Origin of the sequence: Mesorhizobium sp. M0676 (genome assembly GCF_040320535.1) — a bacterium.
Taxonomy (GTDB): Bacteria; Pseudomonadota; Alphaproteobacteria; order Rhizobiales; family Rhizobiaceae; genus Mesorhizobium.
Window position 1 is genome coordinate 393,550 of sequence record NZ_JAMYPU010000002.1, and the last position, 23,537, is coordinate 417,086.

23 protein-coding genes are annotated in these 23,537 nt (G+C 64.4%); 15 read left to right on the plus strand and 8 right to left on the minus strand.

From position 1 onward, the window contains the following. Positions 1-82: 82 nt before the first annotated feature. On the minus strand, positions 83-1,468 hold the full coding sequence (gene ehuR, locus NKI35_RS03880) for a MocR-like ectoine utilization transcription factor EhuR (RefSeq protein ID WP_023682676.1): 1,386 nt from the start codon (positions 1,466-1,468) through the stop codon (positions 83-85). Positions 1,469-1,550: 82 nt separating this feature from the next. On the opposite strand from ehuR, the gene NKI35_RS03885 reads away from it, so the two are divergent. The 10 genes from NKI35_RS03885 to NKI35_RS03930 all read left to right on the plus strand — a co-directional run bounded on the left by NKI35_RS03885 (position 1,551) and on the right by NKI35_RS03930 (position 11,359). Then, positions 1,551-2,039 carry an Lrp/AsnC family transcriptional regulator gene (locus tag NKI35_RS03885; protein ID WP_023686966.1) on the plus strand — a complete coding sequence of 163 codons (489 nt, stop codon included), beginning with the start codon at positions 1,551-1,553 and terminating at the stop codon, positions 2,037-2,039. A gap of 129 nt (positions 2,040-2,168) precedes the next feature. Then, entirely contained in the window at positions 2,169-3,662 is a 1,494-nt protein-coding gene (locus tag NKI35_RS03890) for an NAD-dependent succinate-semialdehyde dehydrogenase (protein ID WP_352738656.1), read from the plus strand. Positions 3,663-3,693: 31 nt separating this feature from the next. Beyond that, on the plus strand, positions 3,694-5,073 hold the full coding sequence (locus tag NKI35_RS03895) for an aspartate aminotransferase family protein (RefSeq protein WP_023682678.1): 1,380 nt from the start codon (positions 3,694-3,696) through the stop codon (positions 5,071-5,073). A 9-nt stretch (positions 5,074-5,082) separates the two neighbouring features. Continuing rightward, positions 5,083-6,192: an alcohol dehydrogenase family protein gene (locus NKI35_RS03900; protein ID WP_023753982.1), complete on the plus strand. Its 1,110-nt coding sequence runs from the start codon at positions 5,083-5,085 to the stop codon at positions 6,190-6,192. A gap of 340 nt (positions 6,193-6,532) precedes the next feature. Then, a complete protein-coding gene (locus NKI35_RS03905) occupies positions 6,533-7,204 on the plus strand; it encodes an amino acid ABC transporter permease (protein WP_023682680.1) in 672 nt (223 codons plus the stop codon). After that, positions 7,204-7,875 (plus strand): amino acid ABC transporter permease, encoded by a 672-nt coding sequence (locus NKI35_RS03910; RefSeq protein WP_023682681.1) that lies wholly within the window; start codon positions 7,204-7,206, stop codon positions 7,873-7,875. The genes NKI35_RS03905 and NKI35_RS03910 overlap by 1 nt, the downstream gene beginning before the upstream one ends. 1 nt (position 7,876) lies before the next feature. Continuing rightward, entirely contained in the window at positions 7,877-8,611 is a 735-nt protein-coding gene (locus NKI35_RS03915) for an amino acid ABC transporter ATP-binding protein (RefSeq protein ID WP_023682682.1), read from the plus strand. A 2-nt stretch (positions 8,612-8,613) separates the two neighbouring features. After that, the gene (locus NKI35_RS03920; protein WP_023667864.1) at positions 8,614-9,540 is read left to right on the plus strand and encodes an isoaspartyl peptidase/L-asparaginase; all 927 of its coding nucleotides are present in this window, start codon (positions 8,614-8,616) and stop codon (positions 9,538-9,540) included. A gap of 11 nt (positions 9,541-9,551) precedes the next feature. After that, a complete protein-coding gene (locus NKI35_RS03925; RefSeq protein WP_352738661.1) occupies positions 9,552-10,343 on the plus strand; it encodes a transporter substrate-binding domain-containing protein in 792 nt (263 codons plus the stop codon). Next, a complete protein-coding gene (locus NKI35_RS03930; protein WP_352659128.1) occupies positions 10,337-11,359 on the plus strand; it encodes a LacI family DNA-binding transcriptional regulator in 1,023 nt (340 codons plus the stop codon). Before NKI35_RS03925 ends, NKI35_RS03930 begins: the two co-directional genes overlap by 7 nt. 81 nt (positions 11,360-11,440) lie before the next feature. Here NKI35_RS03930 and NKI35_RS03935 read toward each other — a convergent pair whose 3' ends face one another. Genes NKI35_RS03935 through NKI35_RS03960 form a run of 6 tightly spaced genes read right to left on the minus strand, consistent with a single transcriptional unit; the run spans position 11,441 to position 15,780 of the window. Continuing rightward, complete coding sequence (locus NKI35_RS03935) at positions 11,441-12,700, minus strand: ABC transporter substrate-binding protein (RefSeq protein WP_352738664.1); 1,260 nt, start codon at positions 12,698-12,700, stop codon at positions 11,441-11,443. A gap of 36 nt (positions 12,701-12,736) precedes the next feature. Continuing rightward, the gene (locus NKI35_RS03940) at positions 12,737-13,165 is read right to left on the minus strand and encodes a hypothetical protein (protein ID WP_023667860.1); all 429 of its coding nucleotides are present in this window, start codon (positions 13,163-13,165) and stop codon (positions 12,737-12,739) included. Further along, positions 13,162-14,217, minus strand: a complete 1,056-nt coding sequence (locus NKI35_RS03945) for an aldo/keto reductase (RefSeq protein WP_352625487.1) — start codon at positions 14,215-14,217, stop codon at positions 13,162-13,164. Before NKI35_RS03945 ends, NKI35_RS03940 begins: the two co-directional genes overlap by 4 nt. Further along, complete coding sequence (locus NKI35_RS03950; protein ID WP_023682686.1) at positions 14,214-14,567, minus strand: TIGR04076 family protein; 354 nt, start codon at positions 14,565-14,567, stop codon at positions 14,214-14,216. Before NKI35_RS03950 ends, NKI35_RS03945 begins: the two co-directional genes overlap by 4 nt. Next, positions 14,568-15,056: a DUF3830 family protein gene (locus tag NKI35_RS03955; protein ID WP_023667857.1), complete on the minus strand. Its 489-nt coding sequence runs from the start codon at positions 15,054-15,056 to the stop codon at positions 14,568-14,570. Position 15,057: 1 nt separating this feature from the next. Continuing rightward, complete coding sequence (locus NKI35_RS03960; RefSeq protein WP_023714897.1) at positions 15,058-15,780, minus strand: GntR family transcriptional regulator; 723 nt, start codon at positions 15,778-15,780, stop codon at positions 15,058-15,060. A 124-nt stretch (positions 15,781-15,904) separates the two neighbouring features. Between NKI35_RS03960 and NKI35_RS03965 the strand changes: the two genes are divergently transcribed. The 5 genes from NKI35_RS03965 to NKI35_RS03985 are packed head-to-tail and all read left to right on the plus strand — an operon-like array spanning position 15,905 to position 20,625. Next, positions 15,905-16,705 (plus strand): ABC transporter ATP-binding protein, encoded by an 801-nt coding sequence (locus NKI35_RS03965; protein WP_352738666.1) that lies wholly within the window; start codon positions 15,905-15,907, stop codon positions 16,703-16,705. After that, complete coding sequence (locus NKI35_RS03970) at positions 16,702-17,448, plus strand: branched-chain amino acid ABC transporter ATP-binding protein (protein WP_023667854.1); 747 nt, start codon at positions 16,702-16,704, stop codon at positions 17,446-17,448. The genes NKI35_RS03965 and NKI35_RS03970 overlap by 4 nt, the downstream gene beginning before the upstream one ends. Continuing rightward, the gene (locus NKI35_RS03975; protein ID WP_023667853.1) at positions 17,445-18,353 is read left to right on the plus strand and encodes a branched-chain amino acid ABC transporter permease; all 909 of its coding nucleotides are present in this window, start codon (positions 17,445-17,447) and stop codon (positions 18,351-18,353) included. The genes NKI35_RS03970 and NKI35_RS03975 overlap by 4 nt, the downstream gene beginning before the upstream one ends. Further along, the gene (locus NKI35_RS03980) at positions 18,350-19,333 is read left to right on the plus strand and encodes a branched-chain amino acid ABC transporter permease (protein WP_352738683.1); all 984 of its coding nucleotides are present in this window, start codon (positions 18,350-18,352) and stop codon (positions 19,331-19,333) included. The genes NKI35_RS03975 and NKI35_RS03980 overlap by 4 nt, the downstream gene beginning before the upstream one ends. After that, the gene (locus tag NKI35_RS03985) at positions 19,330-20,625 is read left to right on the plus strand and encodes an NAD(P)/FAD-dependent oxidoreductase (protein ID WP_352738670.1); all 1,296 of its coding nucleotides are present in this window, start codon (positions 19,330-19,332) and stop codon (positions 20,623-20,625) included. The genes NKI35_RS03980 and NKI35_RS03985 overlap by 4 nt, the downstream gene beginning before the upstream one ends. A gap of 78 nt (positions 20,626-20,703) precedes the next feature. On the opposite strand, the gene NKI35_RS03990 is transcribed toward NKI35_RS03985, so the two are convergent. Beyond that, positions 20,704-23,499 (minus strand): nitrate reductase, encoded by a 2,796-nt coding sequence (locus tag NKI35_RS03990; RefSeq protein WP_502897122.1) that lies wholly within the window; start codon positions 23,497-23,499, stop codon positions 20,704-20,706. Between the last annotated feature and the right edge of the window lie 38 nt (positions 23,500-23,537).

Sequence of the window (23,537 nt, forward strand, 5' to 3'; positions counted from 1 at the left end):
GGAACGCGCCAAATCATGTCAATTGGGAAAATAAAATCATGACAATATTTCCGGCACTGCATGATTCCAGAGCAATTCCCGCTTAGATTGCGAGCAGCAGATGCTCCGGATCGCCAAGCAGCAACTTGGTGACAACGCCGAGGCCGGCGCGCAGTTCCCCCTCGGTGGTCGAGCCGAGCGAGATGCGCACCGCCGGATGCCAGGGCGCATCCGAGATGCGGAAGGAGGTGCCGGGCGCGATCGCCACGCCTTGCAGGCGGGCCTGGGCGACGAAGCTTTCCTCGGCACGGTCCGCGGGCAGTTGCAACCAGACATGCAGCCCGTCGCGCCTGGCGCGATAACCAACCCCGCCCAGCACCTCGGCTGCGATGTCCTGGCGGCGGCGCAATGCCGCGCGCTGCCAGCGAACGAGTTCCATCGCCGTGCCGTCGGTCACCCATTTGGTGGCGATCTCGGCCACCAGCGGCGTCGCCATCCAGTTCGACACCAGATGCCGGTTGGCAACGGCGGCGACATAGCGGTCGGGCGCCGCGAGATAGCCGATGCGCAGGCCAGGTACGGTGATCTTGGTGAAGGAAGTGACGTAGAGCGTGCGCTCCGGCGCAAAGGCGGCGACCGGCGGCGGCCGGTCCTCGATCAGCGGACCCAGCACATCGTTCTCGATGATGGCGATGTCGTGCTTGCGCGCGACCGCGGCGATCTCTTCGCGCCGCCGAGCGTCCATCAGCGTCGCCGTCGGGTTGATCACCGACGGTTGCACGAATACCGCGCGAATGTCGGTGAGCCGGCAGACCTCGTCCAACGCCTCCGGGATCAGGCCATTGCCGTCGATCGGCAGGCCTTCCAGGTTGAAGCCGAGATAGCGCGCCAGCGGCACCAGCGTGTGGTGGCCGATGGCCTCGGTGGCGACAGTCGATCCCGGCGGCGCAACGCTCATCAGCGCCACGGTCATCCCGGCGGTCGCGCCATTGGTCAGGCTGATATTCTGTGCGGAGGTGTCGAGCCCACACAGTTTCAGCCATTCGACAGCCACCGCGCGGTGACGCGGGAACACCATGTTGGGCCGGAACGACAACGCCGAACTGGATGGCAGGTTTTCGGCCAGCCAGCCCAGCGCCTGCTTCAGCCGCTCCAAATGCATCGGCTCGCAGACCGGCTTCAGGATTGACAGATCGATGACCTCGCCGAGGCGCTCCGGCAGATAGGGCGGCTCCGGGTCGCGGCGCTGCGTCTGGACAAAGCTGCCACGGCCGATCTCGCCCGAAATCAGGCCGCGCCGGATCAGTTCTTCGTAGGCGCGGCTGACCGTCTGCACCGACAGTTTTAAATCGTCTGCCAGCCTTCGATGCGTTGGAAGCCGCGCGCCGTTGGCCAGCCGCCCGTCATGAATGGCGCGGGCGAACTGGTCGGCCAGCGTTTGATAGGCTGGCCGGCGGATGAGCGCAGGGTCGGGTTGCCATGATGTCATGACTTAATAGAGATCGAAATCAGTGCAATTGACAATCGAAATAATGCGCCGTCATGGTGATGCCGACAAAAAGCGGACGCCGATGACATCGAAACTCGACGCGGTCGACCTCAGGATACTCGACGCCATCCAGCGCGACGGGCGCATCACCAAGCTGGCGCTGGCCGAACAGGTCGGGCTGTCGCCGACGCCGTGCTGGATGCGGCTGCGCAAGCTGGAGAAGGCAGGCATCGTCTCGGGCTACCACGCCAGGATCGCCATGCGCGTGGTGGCGCCGGTCGCCACCGTGTTGATGGAGGTGACGCTGGCCAGCCATCGCCAGGCCGATTTCGACCGCTTCGAACGCGTCATCCGCGACATCCCCGAAATCGTCGCCTGCTGGTCGGTGGGCGGCGGCGTCGACTATGTGGTCAAGGTGATGACGCGCGACATCGACGCCTATCAGCGGCTGGTCGACGACCTGCTGGAGCGCGAGATCGGCATCGACCGCTACTTCACCTACATCGTCACCAAGACGGTGAAGGACGAAATCGTGCTGCCGATAGCCGACCTGCTGCCGGCGTCGGCATAAGCCCGGAGAGAATGTCTGTCGGGACGGCACAATAGAGAGAGTCTCTCTCCTTCAGGGCGTCGAAACAGTCTCTCTGTCTGCATGTGACGGATAGTCTTCCCGCATCGTCCGAACCGGGAGGCCTCGACCATGTCCGCGCATTTTGCCCGCTCGCATCGCCATGAGGCGCTCGACCGCCTCTCCGACCGCCGGCTGCTGCGCGAGCTTGCCTATGTCGATGGGCATTGGACCGCGAGCGAAGCGGCCGAAAGCTTTGAAGTCACCGATCCGGCCACAGGCGCGACGGTCGCGTTTGTCGCCGCGCTCGATGCGCAGCAAACGACAAGGGCAATCGGTGCCGCCGCGCGTGCCTTCCCGGCTTGGCGGTCACTGCTGCCGCAGGAGCGGTCGAGAATTCTGCGAAAATGGTTCGAGCTGATCATCGCGGCGAAAGACGACCTTGCCCTGCTGATGACTTTGGAACAAGGCAAGCCGCTGCAGGAATCGCTCGGCGAAATCGACTATGCCGCCTCTTTCGTCGAATGGTATGCCGAAGAGGCAAAGCGCCTCAACGCCGAGAGCGTCACCAGCCATCTGCCGAATGCCGAGATGATGGTGAGGCGCGAGCCGCTCGGCGTTGTCGGCGTCGTCACGCCCTGGAATTTTCCGGCGGCGATGCTGACCCGCAAGGCGGCCGCCGCACTCGCCGCCGGCTGCACCATCGTCGCACACCCGTCCTCGGAGACGCCGCTGTCGGCGCTGGCGCTGGCTGAACTCGGCGAGCGCGCCGGCCTGCCCGCCGGTGTCTTCAACGTCATCACCGGCAAGGCAGCGACGATCGTCGGGCGCATGTGCGAAGACCCGCGCGTCCGCGCCATGAGTTTTACCGGCTCGACGGAGATCGGCCGGTTGATCGCCGCACAGTGTGCTCCGACGATGAAGCGGCTGGTGATGGAGCTTGGCGGCCATGCGCCGCTGATCGTCTTTGCCGACGCCGATGTCGACAACGCAGTGAGCATTGCCATCGATGCCAAGTTTGCAACGTCAGGCCAGGACTGCCTTGCCGCCAACCGCATCTATGTCCAGCGCCCGATCTACGATCGCTTCTGCGCCGCCTTTGCCGAGCGCATCGAGGCGCTGCGGACCGGCAATGGGCTTGTCGACAAGATCGATATCGGACCGCTGATGCATGAGCGCGCCGTGACCAAGGTCGAGGAACAGGTCGCCGATGCCGTCGCCCATGGCGCGCGCTGCCTCACCGGCGGCAAGCGGCATCAGGCCGGGCCGCTGTTCTACCAGCCGACGTTGCTGGCCGATGTCAGCGACGAAGCGCTGATCATGCGCGAGGAGACCTTTGGGCCGGTCGCCGCCGTCACGCCGTTCGACAGTGAGGACGAGGTGATCGCCCGTGCCAACGCCACAGAATACGGCCTCGTCGCCTATGTCGTCACCGAGAACGGCGCCTGCCAGCAGCGTATGGGCCGCGCGCTCGACTACGGCATGGTCGCCATCAACCGCGTCAAGATAACCGGAGCGCCGATCCCCTTCGGCGGCGTCAAGCAATCCGGCATCGGCCGCGAAGGCTCGCGCCATGGGCTCGAAGCTTTCACCGATCTGAAGTACCTCTGTCTGGACGTCGCATAGTCCGTCCGGCCATCTCTCAAGGAGTCAAAAAATGCTCGACCAGTCCAACGAACTCAACGCCTGGGATCGCGACCATTTCTTCCATCCTTCGACCCATATGGGCACGCATGCGCGGGGTGAATCGCCGACCCGCATCATGGCCGGCGGCGAGGGCGTCACCGTCTGGGACAACAATGGCAGGAAGAGCATCGACGCCTTCGCCGGACTCTATTGCGTCAATGTCGGCTATGGCCGCCAAAAGATCGCGGATGCCATCGCCACCCAGGCGAAGAACCTCGCCTACTATCATGCCTATGTCGGCCACGGCACCGAGGCCTCGATCACGCTGGCCAAGATGATCATCGACCGCGCGCCGAAGGGCATGAGCAGGGTCTATTTCGGGCTCTCGGGTTCGGATGCCAACGAGACCAACATCAAGCTGATCTGGTACTACAACAACGTGCTTGGGCGGCCGGAGAAGAAGAAGATCATCTCGCGCTGGCGCGGCTATCACGGTTCGGGCGTGATGACGGGATCACTGACCGGGCTCGACCTGTTCCACAACGCCTTCGACCTGCCGCGCGCGCCGGTCCTGCACACCGAAGCGCCCTACTATTTCCGCCGCGCCGACCGCTCGATGAGCGAGGAGCAGTTCTCGCAGCATTGCGCCGACAGACTGGAAGAGATGATCCTGGCCGAAGGTCCCGAAACCGTCGCCGCCTTCATCGGCGAGCCGATCCTCGGTACTGGCGGCATCGTGCCGCCGCCGGCCGGCTACTGGGAGAAGATCCAGGCGGTGCTGAAGAAGTATGACGTGCTGCTGGTCGCCGACGAGGTGGTGACGGGCTTCGGCCGTCTGGGCACCATGTTCGGCTCCGACCATTACGGCATCAAGCCAGACCTCATCACCATCGCCAAGGGGCTGACCTCGGCCTACGCGCCGCTGTCGGGCGTCATCGTTGCCGACAAGATGTGGCAGGTGCTGGTGCAGGGCTCCGACAAGCTCGGTTCGCTCGGCCATGGCTGGACCTATGCCGCGCATCCGATCTGCGTCGCCGCAGGTGTCGCCAATCTCGAACTGATCGACGAACTGGACCTGGTGACGAACGCCGGTGAGACCGGCGCTTATTTCCGCGCCGAACTGACCAAGGCTGTCGGCGGGCACAGACACGTCGGCGACGTGCGCGGCGATGGCATGCTGGCGGCGGTCGAATTTGTCGCCGACAAGGACGACCGGGTGTTCTTCGACGCCTCGCTCAAGATCGGGCCGCAAGTGGCGACAGCACTTGCCGCCAGCGGCGTCATCGGCCGCGCCATGCCGCAGGGCGACATACTAGGCTTCGCGCCGCCGCTCTGCCTGACGCGTGAGGAAGCCGACATCGTCGTTTCGAAAACCGCCGATGCCGTCAACAGCGTGTTTTCCAATCTCTGAGATCGACCCATGAATGCCATGACCAAGACCCTCCCCGCCACCATGGCCGCCGTGCTGCTCACCGGGCATGGCGGACCGGAAAAGCTCGTCTATCGCAGCGATGTGAAAGTGCCTGTGCCTGCCGCCGGCGAGGTGCTGGTTAAGGTCAGCGCTTGCGGTATGAACAACACCGATGTCTGGGTACGCCAGGGCGCCTATGGCACGGAGGAGGACGCTGCCGCCGTGTCGACGTGGCGGCGGCAAGGCAACACGCTTACCTTCCCGCGCATCCAGGGCACCGACACGGTCGGCACCATCGCTGCCGTCGGCGAAGGCGTTTCCCCGGGCCGTATCGGCGAACGGGTAATGGTCGATTTTTCGATCTACAACCGCGACGACGATTCCCTCGCCGACATTGACTATATGGGCCACGGTCGCGACGGCGGGTACGCCGAGTACCAGACGGTGCCGGGCGAGAATGCGCATTTCGTCGATACTGACATGAGCGACGTCGAACTCGCCACCTTCTGCTGCGCCTACCTCACCGGCGAACAGATGCTGGAGCGCGCCGGGCTGAAAGCCGGCGAACGCGTGCTGGTCACCGGCGCCTCGGGCGGCGTCGGTTCCGGCATCGTGCAGCTGGCGCGGGCGCGCGGCGCCATTCCCTATGCGGTCGTCGGCAAGGGCAAGGAGCAGGCGGTGCGCGACATCGGCGCCGAAGCGGTCATTACCCGTGGGGTTGCCGATCTTCCCGCCGCCGTGAATGAAGCCACTGGCGACCAGCCGATCGATGTGGTCGCCGATCTCGTCGGCGGCGCGATCTTCAACGACCTGCTGCGCATCCTGCGACCTGAAGGCCGGTACACCACCGCCGGCGCCATCGCCGGCCCGGTCGTGCAGCTCGATCTCAGGACCATGTATCTCAAGCAGCTGCAACTGCACGGATCGAGCCAGGGCACGCGCGCCGACTTCCGCCGCATCATTGGATACATCGAAGCGAAGAAAATCCGGCCGCTGGTCGGCGGCGTCTACAGGCTCTCCGATTTTCACAAGGCGCAGGCAGACTTTATTGCCAAGGACTTCGTCGGCAAGCTGGTGATCGTGCCGGACGCCATGTGGAACCCGAATATCCGCACATAACGCCCCTACGTCAGAGCTCGTCGTAAACGGCATCATCAACACCTTGCGGCGTGGAGTCGTCGAAACCCGGTTGGTGACGTAGCCGAATCCGACACCGGCGCCGGGATCGGCAAAACCGAGGGCGCCGCCCCAGCCGCCATCGCCGCGACGCGCGGCTGGCATAGGCGGCGTCGTCGAGTTGAAAGCCGGCGGCGAATTGTCGGCGCTTGAGACATAGCGCGCATGAGGCGAACCGGAATCATCGCAACGAATGCAATCCACAGGCCGGCAACCAGACCCTGCATCTTGACAGACGAGGCGAAAGCCAAAAGAGTGAAACCGGTTTCACTGGGGACCGCCGGTGCATTTCGATCTGTCCACTCTGCTCCCGCATCTGGGTTTTCTGGCGCGCGGCGCCGAACTCACGGCCGCGGCTTGCGCGCTGTCGCTGGTAGGAAGCGTCTTCATGGGCGCGTTGGTGGCGATCGCACGCACCTCCGCCTCGGCACTGCTTCGACGGATCGCCTTCGTCTATGTCGATCTCTTCCGCAATGTGCCGTTCATCGTCCAGCTGTTCTTCTTCTATTACGGCCTGCCCGAGCTCGGCATTTACATCGATGCCTTCACCACCGGCGTCGTGGCGCTTTCGATTGCCGGCGGCGCCTATGCCTCCGACATCATTCGCGCCGGCATCCTCGCCATCGACCAGGGCATCATCGACGCCGCTGAAGTGAGCGGCCTGTCCAGGCGCAAGATCTTCACCCGCATCGTGCTGCCGATTGCGCTGCGCACCTCCGTGCGACCGCTCGGATCCGTGCTCATCAACATGATCCTTACGTCCTCGATCCTCTCGACCATCACGCTCAACGAGCTCACCGGCTCAGCCCAGATCGTGGTCTCGCAGACCTATCGGCCCTTCGAGGTCTATATGGTGCTGCTCTGTGCCTATGCGGCCCTGACCTATCTGGTCTCGCTGGGCGTCACCCTGCTCCACCGCCATCTCAATCGGGACATGATGGAGGCGGTCGACTGATGCGGTTCAGCGACTTCACCTCCTACGACCTGATCCTGCTGGCGCAAGGTCTCGGCACCAACGTCGCGCTGTTTCTCATCACGTCGCTGATCGGACTGCTGATTGGCCTGAGCTGGGCGCTGGTGCGGTTCTACCGTGTGCCGGTTCTGGCCCAGATCGTCACCTTCCTGTCGGAGCTGTTGAAGAACTCGCCGGTGCTGGTGCAGCTGTTCCTGGTGTTCTTCGGCCTGCCGGCGCTGCTGCATATAAGGGTGACGCCGGTCACCGCAGCGACCATCACTCTGTCGGCGAACACCGCGGCATTCGTCTATGTCATCGCGGTCTCGGCGGTCGAGTCGATCGAACGCGAGCAGGTCGAGGCCGCGCGTGTCTTCGGCCTGACCCGGTGGCAGGTCCTGCGCCATATCGTTTCGCCCCAGGCTGCCGCCTTCGCGGTCGGCCCGCTCGTCGCGCTGCTGGTCAACCAGCTTCAGGTGACGTCGCTGATTTCTGTCATCGGCGTCGTCGACCTGACCAAGATCGGCCACATCCTCAACATGCGGACCTTGAAGCCGTTCGTGGTCTGGACCGTCGTCGGACTGCTCTACTATGGCGCGGCAAAGCTGGTCGCCCTGCTTGGCGAGCGTCTTGAAAACCGCCTGCGGGCGCACAGCGCCTGGCGGGGGCTTTAACATGCTCAAGATCGAAAACGTGCACAAAGCGTTCGGCGAGGTCACTGTGCTGGACGGCGTCGACCTGACGATCGCGCCCGGCGAAGTGGTCTCGATCCTCGGGTCGTCAGGGTCCGGCAAGTCGACATTGATCCGTTGCATCAACGGCCTCGAAAAGCTGAAGTCGGGCCGCATCACGGTCGACGATTTCGATGTCAGCAAGCCGAAGGAGCTGGCCGAGGCGCGCAAGCGCTCAGGCACCGTTTTCCAGCTGTTCAACCTCTATCCGCATATGAGCGCGCTTCAGAACATTACGCTCGCCCCGATCGAGGTGCTGAAGATGCCGCGCCCTGAGGCCGAGGCGCTGGCGCGCAAGCTGCTCGAGTCCGTCGGCCTTGCCGATCGGGCCAACGCCTACCCGGCGCAGTTGTCGGGCGGGCAGCGCCAGCGTGTCGGCATCTGCCGGGCGCTCGCCATGCAGCCGCGCTATCTGCTGCTCGATGAAGTGACCAGTGCGCTCGACCCGGAAATGACGGCCGAGGTGCTGGCCATCCTGGCTAATCTCGCCGCGCAAGGCACGACCATGCTGTTCGTCACCCACGAGATCGAATTCGCGCGCGAGATTTCCAACCGCATCGTCTTCCTCGACAAGGGCAGGCTGGTGGTCGATCTGCCGACGGATCGTTTCTTCGCCGCGGACGGCGGCCGGGCGCAGCCGCGGGTTGCGCAGTTTCTCTCCAGGATGCGCAAGGACTAGGAATGCTGCTGTTAGCCAACAACGAAGCATGGCCGGGATTCGAGACCTCGGTGCAAATGCTGCGCGATGGCGCCGTCAGCCTGGACGCGATGGTTGCCGGCATCGGCATGGTGGAGAAAGAGGTCAAGGTTCGCAGCGTCGGCTATGGCGGCTGGCCGAACATGCTGGGCGAGATGGAGTTCGACGCCGGCGTCATGGATGGCAATACAAGAGAGGTCGGTTCAGTCGGCGCTGTGCCAAGGACCTTGGCGGTCGCTGCCCTGGCCCAGCAGGTGATGAAGCGCCTGCCGCATGTGATGCTGACCGGCGAAGGGGCGCGGCGCTTTGCCAGCGAAATCGGTTTTGCCGAAGACGAAGTCTTGTTCGAGGACAGCAAGCGCGTCTGGTGGGAGCGGCTGCAACAGGAACTCACACCGCAACAGCTGGCGAAATTCCCCGATATCGATCTGGCGCCGCTCAGCCGTACTATCACCGATCCCGAGCGGGTCCGCGACACCACCGTCTTCCTGTCGGCGGATGCGCGGCGCGGCGTCCATGCCGCGAGTTCGACCTCGGGCTGGGCGTGGAAATATCCGGGCCGGCTCGGCGATTCTCCCATTCCCGGCGCAGGCTTTTACGCCGACAGCCGCTATGGCGCGGCGGCGTGCACCCATACCGGCGAGATGACGATGCGCTGCGCCACCGCACGGACCGTCGTGCTGGCCATGAAGCTTGGCCGATCCCTGTCGGATGCGGTCGCGCTGGCGGTCGAGGAACTGGCTGAACTCGACACCGGCTTCCTGGCCGGAGTGGTCATCCACGCCGTCGACGCCGAGCAGAACCACGAGGTGGTGAATTTCAGATGCGAGGGCGAGGTCCGCTACTGGCTCTGGAAGGATTCCATGCCCGCACCCGAATTGCGGGCAGCAAAACGCGTCACTAGAAAATAAGGAGAGGAACCATGAAAACCGTAGTGCGTGCCTTCGCCGCGCTGGCCATCGTGGCCGGTTCGGCATTTCCAGCCCTTGCCGGCATGATTGACGACATCCGCTCACGCGGCACCATTCGCATCGGCGTATCGCTCGGCGGCGAGCCGATCGGCTTTCGGGATGCACAAAACAACCCTGTCGGCTACGATGTCGATGTCGCGACGCTGCTGGCGCAAAAGCTCGGCGTGCCGGTCGAGTTCGTCGGCGTCTCGGGCGATGCGCGTATTTCCATGCTGGTGTCGGGACAGATCGATGTCGCGGTCGCAAACACCTCGGCAACGCTCGAGCGGGCCAAGACCGTCAACTTCACCATCCCCTACAACCGGGCCGGGCTGCGCGTCATCGTCCAGAAGGATGCCGGGATAACCGACCTCAAGGGGCTCGCCGGCAAGAAGGTTGTCGTCGGCCGCGGCACCACGGGCGAAACCTTCCTCAAGGCAGCCGTGCCGGACGCAGAGCTCGTTTATGTCGACCAGTTCGCGCCCGACGGGGTTCTGCAGCTGCAACAGAAGCGCGTCGATGCGGCGATCGAGGATTCCTCACTGCTCGACTACCTCGCAACCAAGACACCGAGCCTGGTGACGCTGCCTGGCCTCTATTCCAACGATCCGATCGGCATCGCGGTCGCCAAGGGCGATCCCGAATTCGTCCGCTGGCTCGACATGTTCGTGTCCGACTTCATCCAGTCGGGCACCTACGAGGCGACCTACAAGAAGTGGTGGGGGCCGGGCTCCAACCCGCCGGCGCTCAACCCGCTGTGGTGACACCCACTACCGGCAACCGATCGGCGCACACTCGAGGCGCCGTCGCAACGATCGCCGATGTCGCGCGGCTGGCAGGCGTGTCGCGTGCCGCGGCGAGCCGTGCGCTGTCGAGCGGACCGCGACCGGTCTCGGCGGACAAACGCGAACGTGTCGTGCAGGCCGCCGCGCAGCTCGGCTACAAACCCAATCTCCTGGCGCAAAGCCTGACCACCAAGACCGTCAATCTGGTTGCCGTCGTGGTCAACCACATTCACGACCTTTCAGATCTCGACCTGTTCGACCGGCTGCTCGACGCAATCCAGTCGATTGGCAAGCAGGTCATCCTCATCCGCATCGGCTCGGCGGAAGGGGTCGAGGATTTTCTGCGCAACGGCGTTGCCTATCATGTCGATGCCGCCGTGGTGTTCTCCGACTTTGCCGATGCAGCGACGGTGCGGCGCATGTTTCGCTCGGACCTGGTCATCATGCTGAACGGACTGCATGACGATCTGTCACCCACAATCATTCCCGATGAAGGCGTCGGCATCGCCGAGGCCGTGGCGGATGCGGCGGCCAAGCGCGCGCGCACGGCCAGCCTGCTGACCGGCCGTTCGTCCTCGCGGGTCGAACAGCTGCGCATCGGCCACTACCTCGAAGCGTTCCGGCATCATGGAATTGAACTGCTGCAGACGGTCCAGGGAGACTATTCCTACGAGTCGGGCTATGCGGCAGCCGCCGGCCTGACGGGACGCGGCTGTCCCGATGCGGTCTTTTGTACGTCCGACGCGATGGCCATGGGTGTTCTGGATGTCTGCCGGGCGGATTTCCCCGACAACCGGCCCAGCCGCTTCCGCCTCTATGGCTTCGACAATGTGTCCCTGACCAATTTCGACGCCTACCCGATATCGTCAATCGGCTACGACAAATCAGACTATGTGGGTCATATCGTCGGCGCCCTCTCCAATCCGCAGGTCTTCATGCCCGGCCAGCCGCCTGTCGTTATATTGACCCGGCTGATTTCGCGCTTGACCGCGTAACTAGCGCCGATGTTGGACTGCTTGTCCGGCGTCGATCTCCCAGAGATCGAACGGAGATCGCGCCGGACAATGTACCGGCGCCTACTGCAATTTCGCCTGCAGCGCGTTGACGTCGTCGGTTGTCATTTCACCGTCGGTCGTCACCTTGCCGTCGACGATCTTCCACAGCCGGAACGGACCGGTGATGTCGCCATATTTGTCGAAGCTGACCGGACCGATGACGCCTTCATAGCGGATCGGCTTGCCGTCCTTGATCAGGCCGAGCGCCTTGGCGAACTCGTCCTTGCCGGCATAGATCGGTGTGCCGGCAGGATCGACCGCCTTGTACATGGCATCCTTGATCTTGGCTGGATCCTCGGAGCCGGCAATGGCAATGGCGAGACCGACAATGGCGCCGGCATCATAGGAACGGTCGGCTGCCGGGTTCGACGGTTCGATGCCCGAAAACTCCTCGTAGTTTTTCAGGAAATAGTCGGTGGATGCCGTCGGGCTGGTGCCGGAAGAGGTACCATAGGCATCCTTCAGATAATCGGCGCCGACGGATTCGATGAAGTCCGGGCTGTTCATGCCGTCATTGAGCAGGAATTTCTGCACGCCGCCCTGCGATATCCAGGTGCGGGCGACCGTTGCGCCGTCGACCGGCGTGCTGACGAGGTAGAGTCCGTCCGGCTCGCCTCCCATCGCCGCCGTCACTTCCGAAGCATAGCTCGACTGCTTTTCATTATAGGGCGTGTCGGAGACGATGGTGCCGCCGAGCGCTTTGTAGGCACGCGAGAATTCGGCCACCATGTTGACGCCGAAGTCGTTGTTGACATGGATGATCGACAGTTTCTTGAAGCCCTTGTCGATGGCGTATTTGGCGGCGGCCACGCCTTGCAGCGCATCCGACGTGATGGTGCGGAAGAAGATGCCGTTGGTCTTGCCGTCGCGGCCAAGGGCGGTCAGCGTCGGCGAGGACGAAGCCGGCGACACCTGCACGATCTTGGCCGGCCCGGTGACCGAGGTCAAAATCGGGATCGACACCGAGGAGATGATGCCGCCGATGATCACCGGCACCTTCTTGACCTGTACCAGCTGGGTCGCGGCATCGACCGCGATATTGCCCTGGCTCTGGCTGTCGCGCGTGTCGGTTGCGAGATCGCAGCCGCGTACGCCACCGGCTTCATTGATGTCGCGGAAGGCCATTTCGACGGACTTCGCGCCGGCCTGGCCGTATTCGCCGGCCGGACCGGTGAGCTCCATGACCAGGCCGACGGTGATCTTGCAGTCCGCTGCGTGTGCGGCGCCGGCCATCGTCACGAGAGCCAGTGCTGTGGTGATTTGAAGTATCGTCTTCTTCATTGCCGTTCCCCTTTTCTTGTTTGAACTTTTGCCTGTTCAGCCTTCCGGCGCCTGCAGCCAGGTCTCATGCAGATGCCGCCATTCGACGCCGTTTGGTGCCGATGAACTGGTGGTGAAGACCGCACTGGACTGCCGGCGACTGTGTTTGCCGGCGCGCAGTTGCGCCTCGATGTAGAAGATGACGATCGTGTCCGCGTCCTGCCAACCCGGCCTGATGTCCTCGATCGATATGGCAAAACCGTCGTCGCAAGTGGCGCGGCTTGTCCGGACATGATCTACGACCGCGTCGCGATCGAGGATCTGGCCATTCGGCGCCACCATGGTGAGGCCTTCGCCCATGACAGCCTCGAAGCGGCCGAACTCCACAGCGTCGGCTCGCGCGGCGACAAACCAGTCGACGAAGAAGCGATGCAGGTCGATGATTTCAGCGCTGGCACGCGAAAAAAGGGAAGGCTCTCCGCTCATTTCTTCCCCGCATTGAGGTTGTAATGCATGATCGAGCCGTGGCGGCCATGACGGTCGCGCTCCAGCGCGTAGACATCGCCCGCGAGGCCGGTGCCTTGTGCGATGGCGGCAGCAATCCGCGCGCGATCGTCGGCGTCGAGCGCGACGTCCATGATTTTCGTATTGGCCAGCGCATGTGCCTGGTTGCGCGCACCCACAATGACGGCCGCGACCTGCGGCTGCTCGAGCACCCATGCCGAGGCGATGGTGGCGATGTCGACGCCGTGGCGATCGCCGACCGCTTTCAGCGCCTTGAGCAGGGACTGGAACAGCTCCCAGCCGCCGAAGTCGTCGATGATCAGCTTGTATTTGACCAGCGAGCGGTTTTCGAGCGGCGTGGAGGGCTCGGCCACGCCAAGCCATTTGTCGCTGAGGAAGCCGCCCGCCACCGAGCCGTAGCAGAGGAAGCGGACACCGTTCTTAGCGGCAAGGCCCGCAAGGCTGTTTGCCGGCCGCTGGTCGAGCACTGAATATTGCAGTTGCTGGCTGACCAGCGGGATGCCCGCGGAGAGGATTTCGGCTAGCCTCGGCGTATCGAAATTGGTGGTGCCGAGATTGCGCACCTTGCCTTCCAGCCGAAGCTCGTCGAGCCAACCCATCGCCTCGACGTAACGAGGCTGGTCATAATCCCACCAGTGAAACTGCACAAGATCGATCCGCTCCGTCTTCAGCCTGCGAAGCGACTGATTGACGATGCCCCTGATGTAGTCGCGGCTGATGCTTGCCAGTCGTTCGAGGTCCGGCACCAGCTTGGTGTGCACCTTCATCCTGGCCGCAACATCGAGACCGCGCTCGCCGGCCAGCCGCAGGCGCGCGGCGCCGATCAGTTCCTCGACGCCGGTGTAGATGTCGGCGCAATCATAGGTCCAGATGCCGGCATCGAAGGTGGCGATGAGGTCGGTCACGGCCTGCCTGCGGTCGATAGCGCCATGGCCGCCGGCCAGCTGCCAGCCGCCGCGGATGACGCGCGAGATCGTATAGCCGGGGCTGAGTTCGACGGTCCTGGCGCTCATCTTTTGTCGGTCTCCTTCGGCAGCGGCACAGCCGTGGTTTGGGCATGGCTGAACCGCCGCTTGGCCAGCCTGACGATCCGCAGCCGGCTGGCGCAATTGGGATCGGGACAGGCGATCTCGGCATCCGAGGTCATCCAGTCATTTGCATGCGTCGGGCGCTGCTTTGCCGCCAGGAGCGGCAACACGGCGGAGATCGAGTAAATCGAAAAACCCTGCCCCGCCGGCAGCGACAGCATTTCGCCCTTGAGTTCGAAATAGTCGCCGGCCCTGGCGCCGCAATAGACCGGCTTGCCCTCGGGGATGACCGCTTCGACGCGCAGATCGAAGAGTTCGAAACTGTCGTCGGCCATTCAGGCCTCCACCAGGCTGAAGGTGATGTCACAGGCGCCGTTGCGGCGGATGACGCCGCAGGCGGCGGCAAACTGATCGCGCTCTCCGGCAAGCACTTGCGCGACCACGCTGCCGGCCAGCCAGCCGATCGGGAACAGCAGCCGCGCCCCCTGCCCGTAGTACAGGCCGATATCGAAGATGGCATTGGGATTGCCGCCCCACACGCGTGGCGGCACATAGGACAGCACGATATCGCCGGGCTGCGGCGTCAGCGTTGCATTCTCCGGTGGCAAAGACTGGGCATAGGCCTGGCCGTGGAGATCGGCTGACGGAACCGGGCACGAGATTTCCGGTCCTGTCCACATCGCATGGATGCCTGGGATGATGCGTGGCTGCGCCAGATACGCCAGCAGGAAGGCGGCATTCTCCGGCGCCTTTTCGGGCAATAGCAGCGCCGTCACGGAAAGCTTCGAGCGTGGTTCTGTGATGCCGATGGCGGGCTTGGGCATGTCAGTCCTTCGCCGATTGAAGTTTGTCGCGCAGGAAGGCGAAGGGGCGGCTGATGTCGGCTACCAGCGCCTCGCGCGCCGCTTGCGCATCCTGTTTGGCAAGTGCCGCGACAATTCGACGATGATAGTGGGCGGTATCAACCTCGCCTGCCTCGGAGAAGGCATAGATGGCGACGCGGATGCAGGGACCCGATTGAAGCCAGAGGCTTTCGATCATCGGGATCAGCACAGCCGAGCCGCAGCAGCGGTAGATCTCAAAATGGAAGCTCTGGTTGAGCGTCGCTTCGCGATCGATATCCTTCTTGTGCTTCAGGGCCCGGATCTCGTCCCACTCGCCCAGCATGGCTTCGATCGACGCGATCTGGCGCGGGCTCATGCGCCTGGCCGCAAGCGCGATCGCTTCGCCTTCGATGAGGGAGCGGGCACGCAGGAGGTCGTCGATGCGCTCCAGCGTGATCGGCGGCACGCGCACCGAGCGGTTGGGCAGCGCCTCCAGCGCCTTTTCCGTGATCAGCCGCCCAAGCGCTTCGCGTACCGGCATGGTCGAGGTGACCAGCGCATCGGCAAGACCGCGGATGGTCAGCACCTGGTTCGGCTCGAAAAGGCCACCGATCAGGGCACGGCGCAGCTCGGAATAGACGCGATCCTGCACGGTCTCGCGGCCGACCGGCGTAAGCTGGGCTGCGATCGTCTCGTTGTTCTTTTCGATGGCAGCCTTCTGCATTACCGGCATTTGCCCCGTTTTCGGCTTGCGAATGAAATTAAAGCCGAATAGCGTGATCAAAGCAAGTGTGATCACAAATCAAAAATCAGGAGGCGACAACGATCGTCTTCGGCCAGAGGGTTTGATGAGCGATGCAGCGCAGCGCCAAGGGCAGGAGACCCGTCCGCCGGTTCTGACGGCACGAAACGTCATCAGGCGTTTTGGCGGCCTTGTCGCCGTCGACAATGTCTCGTTTGATGTCAAAGCGGGCGAAATCCTCGGCCTGATCGGACCCAATGGCGCCGGCAAGACGACCATGTTCGACCTGCTCGCCGGCAGCATATTGCCGACCAGCGGCGATATCCTGCTCAGTGGCACGCGCGTCTCCGGCGAAGCCGCTCATCTGCGTATCGGCCGTGGTCTTGGCCGCACCTTCCAGATCCCGCGCCCCCTGCCCAATCTGACGCTGATCGAAAACATCATGCTGGCGGCGCAGGGCCAAGCCGGCGAAAAATTGCTCGCCAACTTCGTCACGCCGTGGCGAGTGGCGGCACAGGAAAGAGCAGCCAGGGCAAAGGCACTCGAGCTGCTCGAGCTCGTCTCGCTCGCTCGGCTGGCGCACGAACCGGCGCGCGTGCTTTCCGGCGGTCAACGCAAGCTGCTCGAACTCGCCCGCGTCATGATGGCCGATCCGGCGATCATCCTGCTCGACGAACCGGCCGCCGGCGTCAACGCGACGCTGCTCGAGATCATCATCGACCGCATCCGCGACATCAACGCGCACGGCATCACCTTTCTGCTGATCGAGCACAATATCGACATGGTGACGCGGCTCTGCCACCGCGTGCTGGTCATGGCGAGCGGCCAGTTGCTCAGCGAAGGCACGGCAGAGGAAGTCGCCCGCGACCCGCGCGTCATCGAGGCTTATCTCGGGGGCGCCACATGAACGAGACCGTCCTCGACGTGCGCAACCTCGAAGCCGGCTATGAGCTTGGCGTGCCGATCGTGCGCGGCGCCTCGATCACCGTCGGCAAGGGCGAGATCGTCGTCGTGCTCGGTCCCAACGGCGCCGGCAAGTCGAGCTTCATCAAGGCGATCGCCGGCCTTGTCCCGATCACCGGCGGCACCGTATTTCTGGACGGCAAGGACATCACCGCCGCTCCCGCGCACACCATGGTTCGGCTCGGCCTGGCCTTCGTACCGCAGACGGAGAACATCTTCCCGCTGATGTCGGTCGAGGACAATCTGAAGGTCGCCTGCGGCATCCTCGAGCGACGCGAAATCCCTGCCCGCATCGAGGAAATGTATGCGGCCTTCCCCGACCTCGTCCGCCAGCGCCGCACCGCCGCCGGCAATCTGTCGGGCGGACAGCGGCAGATGCTCGCCGTCGCACGTGCGCTGATCGTCCATCCCAAGGTGCTGCTGCTCGACGAGCCATCGGCCGGCCTCTCGCCGAAATTCGTATCGATGGTGTTCGAGATGCTGGCCGGCATCCGCAGGTCCGGCGTCACCATCCTGCTGGTCGAACAGAACGCCAAGGCAGCGCTGGCCATCGGCGACCGCGCCTATGTGCTGGTCGAAGGCAAGGACCGGCACGAGGGTGTGGCGTCCGAATTGTGGAACGATCCTGTCGTCGCCGAACTCTATCTCGGCCAACGCCCTCACGCCGGCAAGGGAGGCGCGGCATGAGCCTGCAATTTGTCGTCGATGGGTTGCTGACCGGTTCGATGATCGGCCTCGGCGCCATTGGCGTGACGCTCACCTATTCGATCCTGCGCTTCTCGAACTTCGCCCATGGCGACTTCATGGCCTGGGGCACCTATGCGACGCTCGCCGTCGTCAGCACCATCGGCGCGATGTTCGGCAAGGTGGAGCCCATTGGACCGCTGTCCTTCGGCTGGTCGCTGCTGGTTGCGCTGGTTGTCGGCATGATTTTCACTGCCCTGCTGGCGCTGTTGCTCGACAAGGTGCTGTTTTCGCGGCTTCGCTCGCAGGGGCAAGCCATCATCGTGGTGATGGCGAGCTTCGGCGCCTCGATGGCGCTGCGCAGCCTGCTCGAATTCACCTTCAGCTCACGGCCGACCTATTTCAGCCGCGCGATCCAGATCGCCATGCCGGTCGGCTTCGGCATCCGCATCACGCCCGATCAGATCGCGCTTCTGCTGCTGACCGCCGTGCTGGTGCTCGGCGTGCATCTGTTGATGACACGCACGCAGACCGGCCGCTCCATGCAGGCGCTGAGCCAGAATGCAGCGCTGGCCCGCATCGTCGGTATCGACGTTGCCTCCGTTGTGCGTGTCACCTGGATCATCGGCGGGGCGCTGGCCTGCGTGGCCGGCGTGATGATCGGCATTCTGGTGCAGATCCGCCCGTTCATGGGCTTCGACATGCTGCTGCCGATGTTTGCAGCAGCCATCCTCGGCGGCATCGGCAGCATTCCGGGCGCTGTGCTCGGCGGCTTGATCATCGGTCTTGCCGAAGCCGGTGCGGTGCAGCTGATCGGCGCCGAATGGCGCGCCGCAATCTCCTTCATCATCCTGATGGCGGTGCTGTTCGTTCGGCCGATCGGCCTGTTTGGTGTGAGGGAACGCTGATGGACCTGCTCGGCTACGGCGCCTTCTTCCTGACCACCGCACTGATCTTTTCGCTGGTCACACTGGGGCTCAATCTGCAGTGGGGGCTGACTGGCCTTTTCAATGTCGGCCTTGCCGGATTCGTCGCCATCGGCGCCTATACATCGGCGCTGCTGACGACCCCGGACGATGCCGCGCGCTTCGGCGGCTTCGGTCTGCCGATCCTGGTCGGCTGGGCGGGCGCCATGGTCGTCGGCGGTATCGCCGCAGCACTTACCGGCATGGCCACGCTGCGTCTGCGATCCGACTACCTGGCGATCACCACCTTCGGCGTCGCCGTCGTCGTGCAGCTGGTCGCGCTCAACGCGCAGAAACTCACCGGCGGCCCGTTCGGCATCGGTTTCATCCCGCGCCCGTTCGGCGGCCTTGCCGAAACGCCGCTGCTGTTCAACCTGTCGAACCTCGCCGTCGTTTCGGCTGTGACGCTGATCGCCTATCTCGCTCTGGAGCACCTGTCGCGCAGCCCCTGGGGCCGCGTGCTCAAGGCGCTGCGCGAGGACGAGCGAGCGGCGATTTCGCTGGGCAAGAGCGCGCGCTTCTACCGCGTCCAGGCCTTCGCCGTCGGCGGCGCTATCATGGCGCTGGCCGGCGCTTTGCAGGCGCATTTCACCGGCTTCATCGCGCCCGATAACTATCTGCCGATCCTGACCTTCCAGGTCTGGGTGATGCTGATCGTCGGCGGCTCGGGCAGCAATGCCGGCGCCGTTGCCGGCAGCATCCTGGTCTGGGCGATATGGGCGGGGTCGGGCACGCTGACCAGCGTGCTGTTTGCGCCCGAGCAGCAGGCACGCGCGGCCTCGCTGCAGATCGTCGCCATCGGCGTCATGCTGTGCGTCATCCTGCTGATCCGGCCGAACGGATTGTTCGGCGATCGGCCGCGGCGGCCGAAGCCCGGCAAACAGACAAAGGCGGCGGCCAGCGAGAACGAGGCCGGACCATGAATGCCATGATCCGGCAAGACGTGCATGGCGTTTCACTCTGGCATGCCGTCAGCCGCAACCGCCGCGACCGGGGCACGCTGCAAGGCGGGCTCGACGTCGATCTCGCAATCGTTGGCGGCGGCTTTTCCGGCCTATCGACGGCATTGCATGCCGCGGAGAAAGGGCTTTCGGTCGCGGTCCTCGAAGCCGAATTCATCGCCTGGGGTGCGACCGGCCGGAATGCCGGCTTCGTCGTTCCGAACTTCGCCAAGCGGGATCCAGACGACATCATCGCCGAACTCGGACCCGAGCGCGGCGGAAGGCTGATCGATTTCGCCGCGGGAAGCGCTGACCTCGTCTTCGGCCTGATCAAGCGGCATGGCATCGAATGCGACGCTGTGCAGAACGGTTGGATCCAGCCGGCGCATTCGTCCGCCGCGCTGGAAAAGACGCGATCGCGCGCCGAGCAATGGGCGGCGCGGGGCAGGCCGACCGTAACGCTCGATGCCAAGGCGGTCACGACGCTCACCGGTATCGGCGGCTACTCCGGCGGTTGGATGGACAACTCGGGCGGCGTCCTCAATCCGGTCGAGTATGCGCGCGGCCTGGCCGACGCCGCGGAAAAGGCTGGCGCACGCATCTTCGAGCAGACGCGTGTCACTTCCATCGACCGCACTCCGGATGGCTGGGCCTTGAAGACTGCGTCCGGCACTGTGCGAGCGGGCAAGGTCTTGGTCGCCACCAACGCCTATGGTGGAGAGCTGAACCCGACACTGGCGCGGACCTATATCCCGCTGAAAGTCTTCCAGATCGCCACTGCGCCGCTGTCGCGCGCCATACGCGCGCGCCTGCTGCCCGGCGGCCAGGGCGTTGGCGACACCAGGCGCAACCTGTTCACGTGCCGCTGCGATGGCCAGAACCGGCTGATCAGCGGCGGCATGCATGTCGTCGGCGCCGGCGCCGAGACGCGCGTGCCGCGAACCATTTGGCGACGGCTCGCCAGGCATCTCGATTTGCCTGACCTGCCGCCGCTTGCCTACAGCTGGACAGGCGTGGCGGCGGTGGTGCCGGATTTCCTGCCGCGTCTCATCGACCTCGGCCCGGGCCTGATCGCCGGCTTCGCCTGCAACGGCCGCGGCATCGCCATGACCACGGCAATGGGCAAGGTGCTGGCCAACTGGGCGAGCGGAACGGACGCCCGCGATCTGCCGCTCCCCTTCGCGCCGCCAGCGCCGATCCCGCTGCACAGCCTCGTGCGCTATGCACCGAATATGCTGCTCCCCTGGAGCATCCTGCGCGACCGGCTGGATTAGACAGCCACCACCTTCCGCAATCGATGACCATGGTGGCCCAAGAGGATATCGTCAGATCCCCTCCCCAGCCAGCCGCATCTACTCCGCAGCCTGAACCCGATTGGCCTGAATGACCGCCCGGATCTCGGACCGGCAGGAGCCGCAATTTGTGCCGGCCTTCAGGGCGCCGCCTACGGCTTCGACTGTCGTGCACCCGGCCGCCACTGCCGCCACGATCTGGTTGACCCCGACGCTGAAACAGGAGCAGACGGTCGCGCCCGCATCGGGCCGATCGGCGCCGGCGCGACCGGCGACGATCCTGAAGCGTTCGCGCTGGCTGGTGTGAACCTCCTGGAGTTGCTGTGCCGCCCAACCCCGCGAAACCGCCACCGGTCCCGACGCGATAAACAAAGCCCCGGCGAGGTGCTGGTCGTCAAAGGCAGCAATGCGATGCTGGCCGGTATCGCGGTCGTGATAGGCGAGCATGTCGGCTACGGGAACATCGAAAAGCGAACCAGCAAAACCAGCCCAGTCGATGTCATCGTCGGCAAAGGCAAGCTCCACCCGCCAGCCGCCCTTGCATTTGGCCACGGCCCAGTAATCTGCTGCGACCGCCACCGGCTTGCGGCGCACCACAGCGAAGCCGAAGGCTCTCGCGGCGAATTTCTCGATACGGGCGCCGACATGTTTCAGCGCAGGTTGGCCGGAAACCGGATCGTTTAGAGGCGCGGTCAGCGTGTCGAGGCGGCCCTTTGCCGAAAACTGATCGGTCCAGTGCATCGGCGCAAAAACGCTCCCATGGCGCTGGCGTGCCGTCACCAGCGCGCGCACCAGCACATCGCCGCGCGGGCTGGAGACGCGCACGATGTCGGCGTCGCCAATGCCGTGGTGCGTGGCATCCGCCGGGTGGATCTCGACGAAGGGCTCGGCCATGTGCTGGGAGAGACGTGGGCTTTTGCCGGTGCGGGTCATTGTGTGCCAATGGTCGCGAACGCGGCCGGTGTTGAGGATCAGCGGATAGTCCGGGCTGGTGCGTGTCTCGACGATGGGACGAATGGCGATGAAGCGGGCCTTGCGGTCGGGATTGTAGAAATTGCCGTTGGCGAAGAAGCGGGTGTTGGAAGGGTCAGGTCCCGCTTGAACACCCCCCTCTGTCCTGCCGGACATCTCCCCCGCAAGGGGGGAGATTGGCAGCTTTGACGCCGGCATATCTTCTACATCGTTGGTCATTGGCGAAGGCCGAGGCGACGGCTGATCTCCCCCCTTGCGGGGGAGATGGCCGGCAGGCCAGAGGGGGGTGGCTGTGCTCGGCGCCGGCCATTGGAAAGGCTCAAGCGCTGCATAGGCCTCCTTATCAACACCAGCATAAGCGCCAATATCAAAATCCCGTGCGCCGTCATTCTCGAACCCGGACAGCGCGGCGTGTCCGGCGAAGATTTCCGCTGGCGACGAATAGGAAAACGCCTCGTCAAACCCCATCCGCTTGCCCACCTCGGCGACGATCAACCAATCCGGCCGCGCCTCACCGGGCACAGCAAGAAAGCTGCGCTGGCGCGAGATGCGGCGCTCTGAATTGGTCACGGTGCCGTCCTTCTCGCCCCATGCGGCGGCGGGCAGCCGCACATGGGCGTGGCGCATGGTGTCCGTGCTCGCCAGCACATCCGAAACCACGACGAACGGGCAAGCCTTGATCGCCGCCTCGACGGCATCGGCATCCGGCATCGAGTCGACCGGGTTGGTGGCCATGATCCACAATGCCTTGATGCGGCCGGCGGCGATCGCCTGAAACATCTCGACCGCCTTCAGACCGGGCTTTGGGGCGACGGCCGGCGCATTCCAGAAACGCTGCACGCGGTCGCGGTGCTCGGGGTTTTCGATCTCCATATGGGCGGCCAGCATATTGGCCATGCCGCCGACCTCGCGGCCGCCCATGGCGTTGGGCTGGCCGGTCACTGAAAACGGTCCTGCCCCAGGTTTGCCGATGCGGCCGGTGGCGAGATGGCAGTTGATGATGGCGTTGACCTTGTCAGTGCCCGAAGACGACTGGTTCACGCCTTGGCTGTAGACCGTCACTGTCTTTGCGGTGGTGGCAAACAGGCTATAGAAGCGGGCAAGCTCCTCTTCGCTCAAGCCGGTGGCGGCGGCAACGCCGGCAAGATCGAGTTTCGAGGCAGCGAAGAGCGCTTGCCCGAAGCCGGTCGTGTGGGCGGTGATGTAAGCGCGGTCGAGTGCGTTGTGCTGGCCGAGCCAGGCGAGCAGACCAGTGAACAAAGCAACGTCGCCATCCGGCGCGATCGCCAGGTGAATGTTGGCGATATCAGCGGTCATGGTGCGGCGCGGGTCGACCAGCACGACCTTCATCTCCGGTCGTTTTTCCCGGGCCGCCGCGATGCGCTGGAAGAGCACGGGATGGCACCAGGCGAGATTGGAGCCGACCAGCACGATCAGGTCGGCGAGCTCGAGATCCTCGTAGGTGCCGGGCACGGTGTCGGAGCCGAAGGCGCGGCGGTGGCCGGCAACCGAGGAGGCCATGCATAGCCGCGAATTGGTGTCGATGTTGGCCGAGCCGATGAAGCCCTTCATCAGCTTGTTGGCGACATAGTAGTCTTCGGTCAGCAACTGGCCGGAGACATAGAAGGCGACGGAGTCAGGACCGTGCTCGGCGATGGTTTGCGAAAAGGTCGAAGCGACGCGGTCGAGCGCCTCGTCCCAGCCCGCACGGCGACCGTGGATTTCGGGGTAGAGCAGCCTGCCGTCGAGGTCGATGGTTTCGGCCAGGGCCGAGCCCTTGGAGCAGAGCCGGCCGAAGTTCGCTGGATGGTCGGGGTGGGCCCGGCGCCCGCCGGGAACACCCCCCCCGCCCGGGGGGCCCCCCCCCCCCCCCCCCCCCCCCAAAGGGGGCGGGGGGGGGGCCGCCAGGGGTTTTTAAAAAC

What these genes read in the sequence shown, in the direction of transcription:
- NKI35_RS03915 (WP_023682682.1), top strand. Translation starts at nt 7,877, where the DNA reads ATGCTCAAGATCGAAAACGTGCACAAAGCGTTCGGCGAGGTCACTGTG.
- NKI35_RS03950 (WP_023682686.1), bottom strand. Translation starts at nt 14,567, where the DNA reads ATGGCCGACGACAGTTTCGAACTCTTCGATCTGCGCGTCGAAGCGGTC.
- NKI35_RS03965 (WP_352738666.1), top strand. Translation starts at nt 15,905, where the DNA reads ATGAGCGATGCAGCGCAGCGCCAAGGGCAGGAGACCCGTCCGCCGGTT.
- NKI35_RS03890 (WP_352738656.1), top strand. Translation starts at nt 2,169, where the DNA reads ATGTCCGCGCATTTTGCCCGCTCGCATCGCCATGAGGCGCTCGACCGC.
- NKI35_RS03885 (WP_023686966.1), top strand. Translation starts at nt 1,551, where the DNA reads ATGACATCGAAACTCGACGCGGTCGACCTCAGGATACTCGACGCCATC.
- NKI35_RS03970 (WP_023667854.1), top strand. Translation starts at nt 16,702, where the DNA reads ATGAACGAGACCGTCCTCGACGTGCGCAACCTCGAAGCCGGCTATGAG.
- NKI35_RS03920 (WP_023667864.1), top strand. Translation starts at nt 8,614, where the DNA reads ATGCTGCTGTTAGCCAACAACGAAGCATGGCCGGGATTCGAGACCTCG.
- NKI35_RS03945 (WP_352625487.1), bottom strand. Translation starts at nt 14,217, where the DNA reads ATGAGCGCCAGGACCGTCGAACTCAGCCCCGGCTATACGATCTCGCGC.
- NKI35_RS03900 (WP_023753982.1), top strand. Translation starts at nt 5,083, where the DNA reads ATGAATGCCATGACCAAGACCCTCCCCGCCACCATGGCCGCCGTGCTG.
- NKI35_RS03895 (WP_023682678.1), top strand. Translation starts at nt 3,694, where the DNA reads ATGCTCGACCAGTCCAACGAACTCAACGCCTGGGATCGCGACCATTTC.
- NKI35_RS03940 (WP_023667860.1), bottom strand. Translation starts at nt 13,165, where the DNA reads ATGAGCGGAGAGCCTTCCCTTTTTTCGCGTGCCAGCGCTGAAATCATC.
- NKI35_RS03925 (WP_352738661.1), top strand. Translation starts at nt 9,552, where the DNA reads ATGAAAACCGTAGTGCGTGCCTTCGCCGCGCTGGCCATCGTGGCCGGT.
- NKI35_RS03960 (WP_023714897.1), bottom strand. Translation starts at nt 15,780, where the DNA reads ATGCAGAAGGCTGCCATCGAAAAGAACAACGAGACGATCGCAGCCCAG.
- NKI35_RS03910 (WP_023682681.1), top strand. Translation starts at nt 7,204, where the DNA reads ATGCGGTTCAGCGACTTCACCTCCTACGACCTGATCCTGCTGGCGCAA.
- NKI35_RS03975 (WP_023667853.1), top strand. Translation starts at nt 17,445, where the DNA reads ATGAGCCTGCAATTTGTCGTCGATGGGTTGCTGACCGGTTCGATGATC.
- ehuR (WP_023682676.1), bottom strand. Translation starts at nt 1,468, where the DNA reads ATGACATCATGGCAACCCGACCCTGCGCTCATCCGCCGGCCAGCCTAT.
- NKI35_RS03985 (WP_352738670.1), top strand. Translation starts at nt 19,330, where the DNA reads ATGAATGCCATGATCCGGCAAGACGTGCATGGCGTTTCACTCTGGCAT.
- NKI35_RS03955 (WP_023667857.1), bottom strand. Translation starts at nt 15,056, where the DNA reads ATGCCCAAGCCCGCCATCGGCATCACAGAACCACGCTCGAAGCTTTCC.
- NKI35_RS03935 (WP_352738664.1), bottom strand. Translation starts at nt 12,700, where the DNA reads ATGAAGAAGACGATACTTCAAATCACCACAGCACTGGCTCTCGTGACG.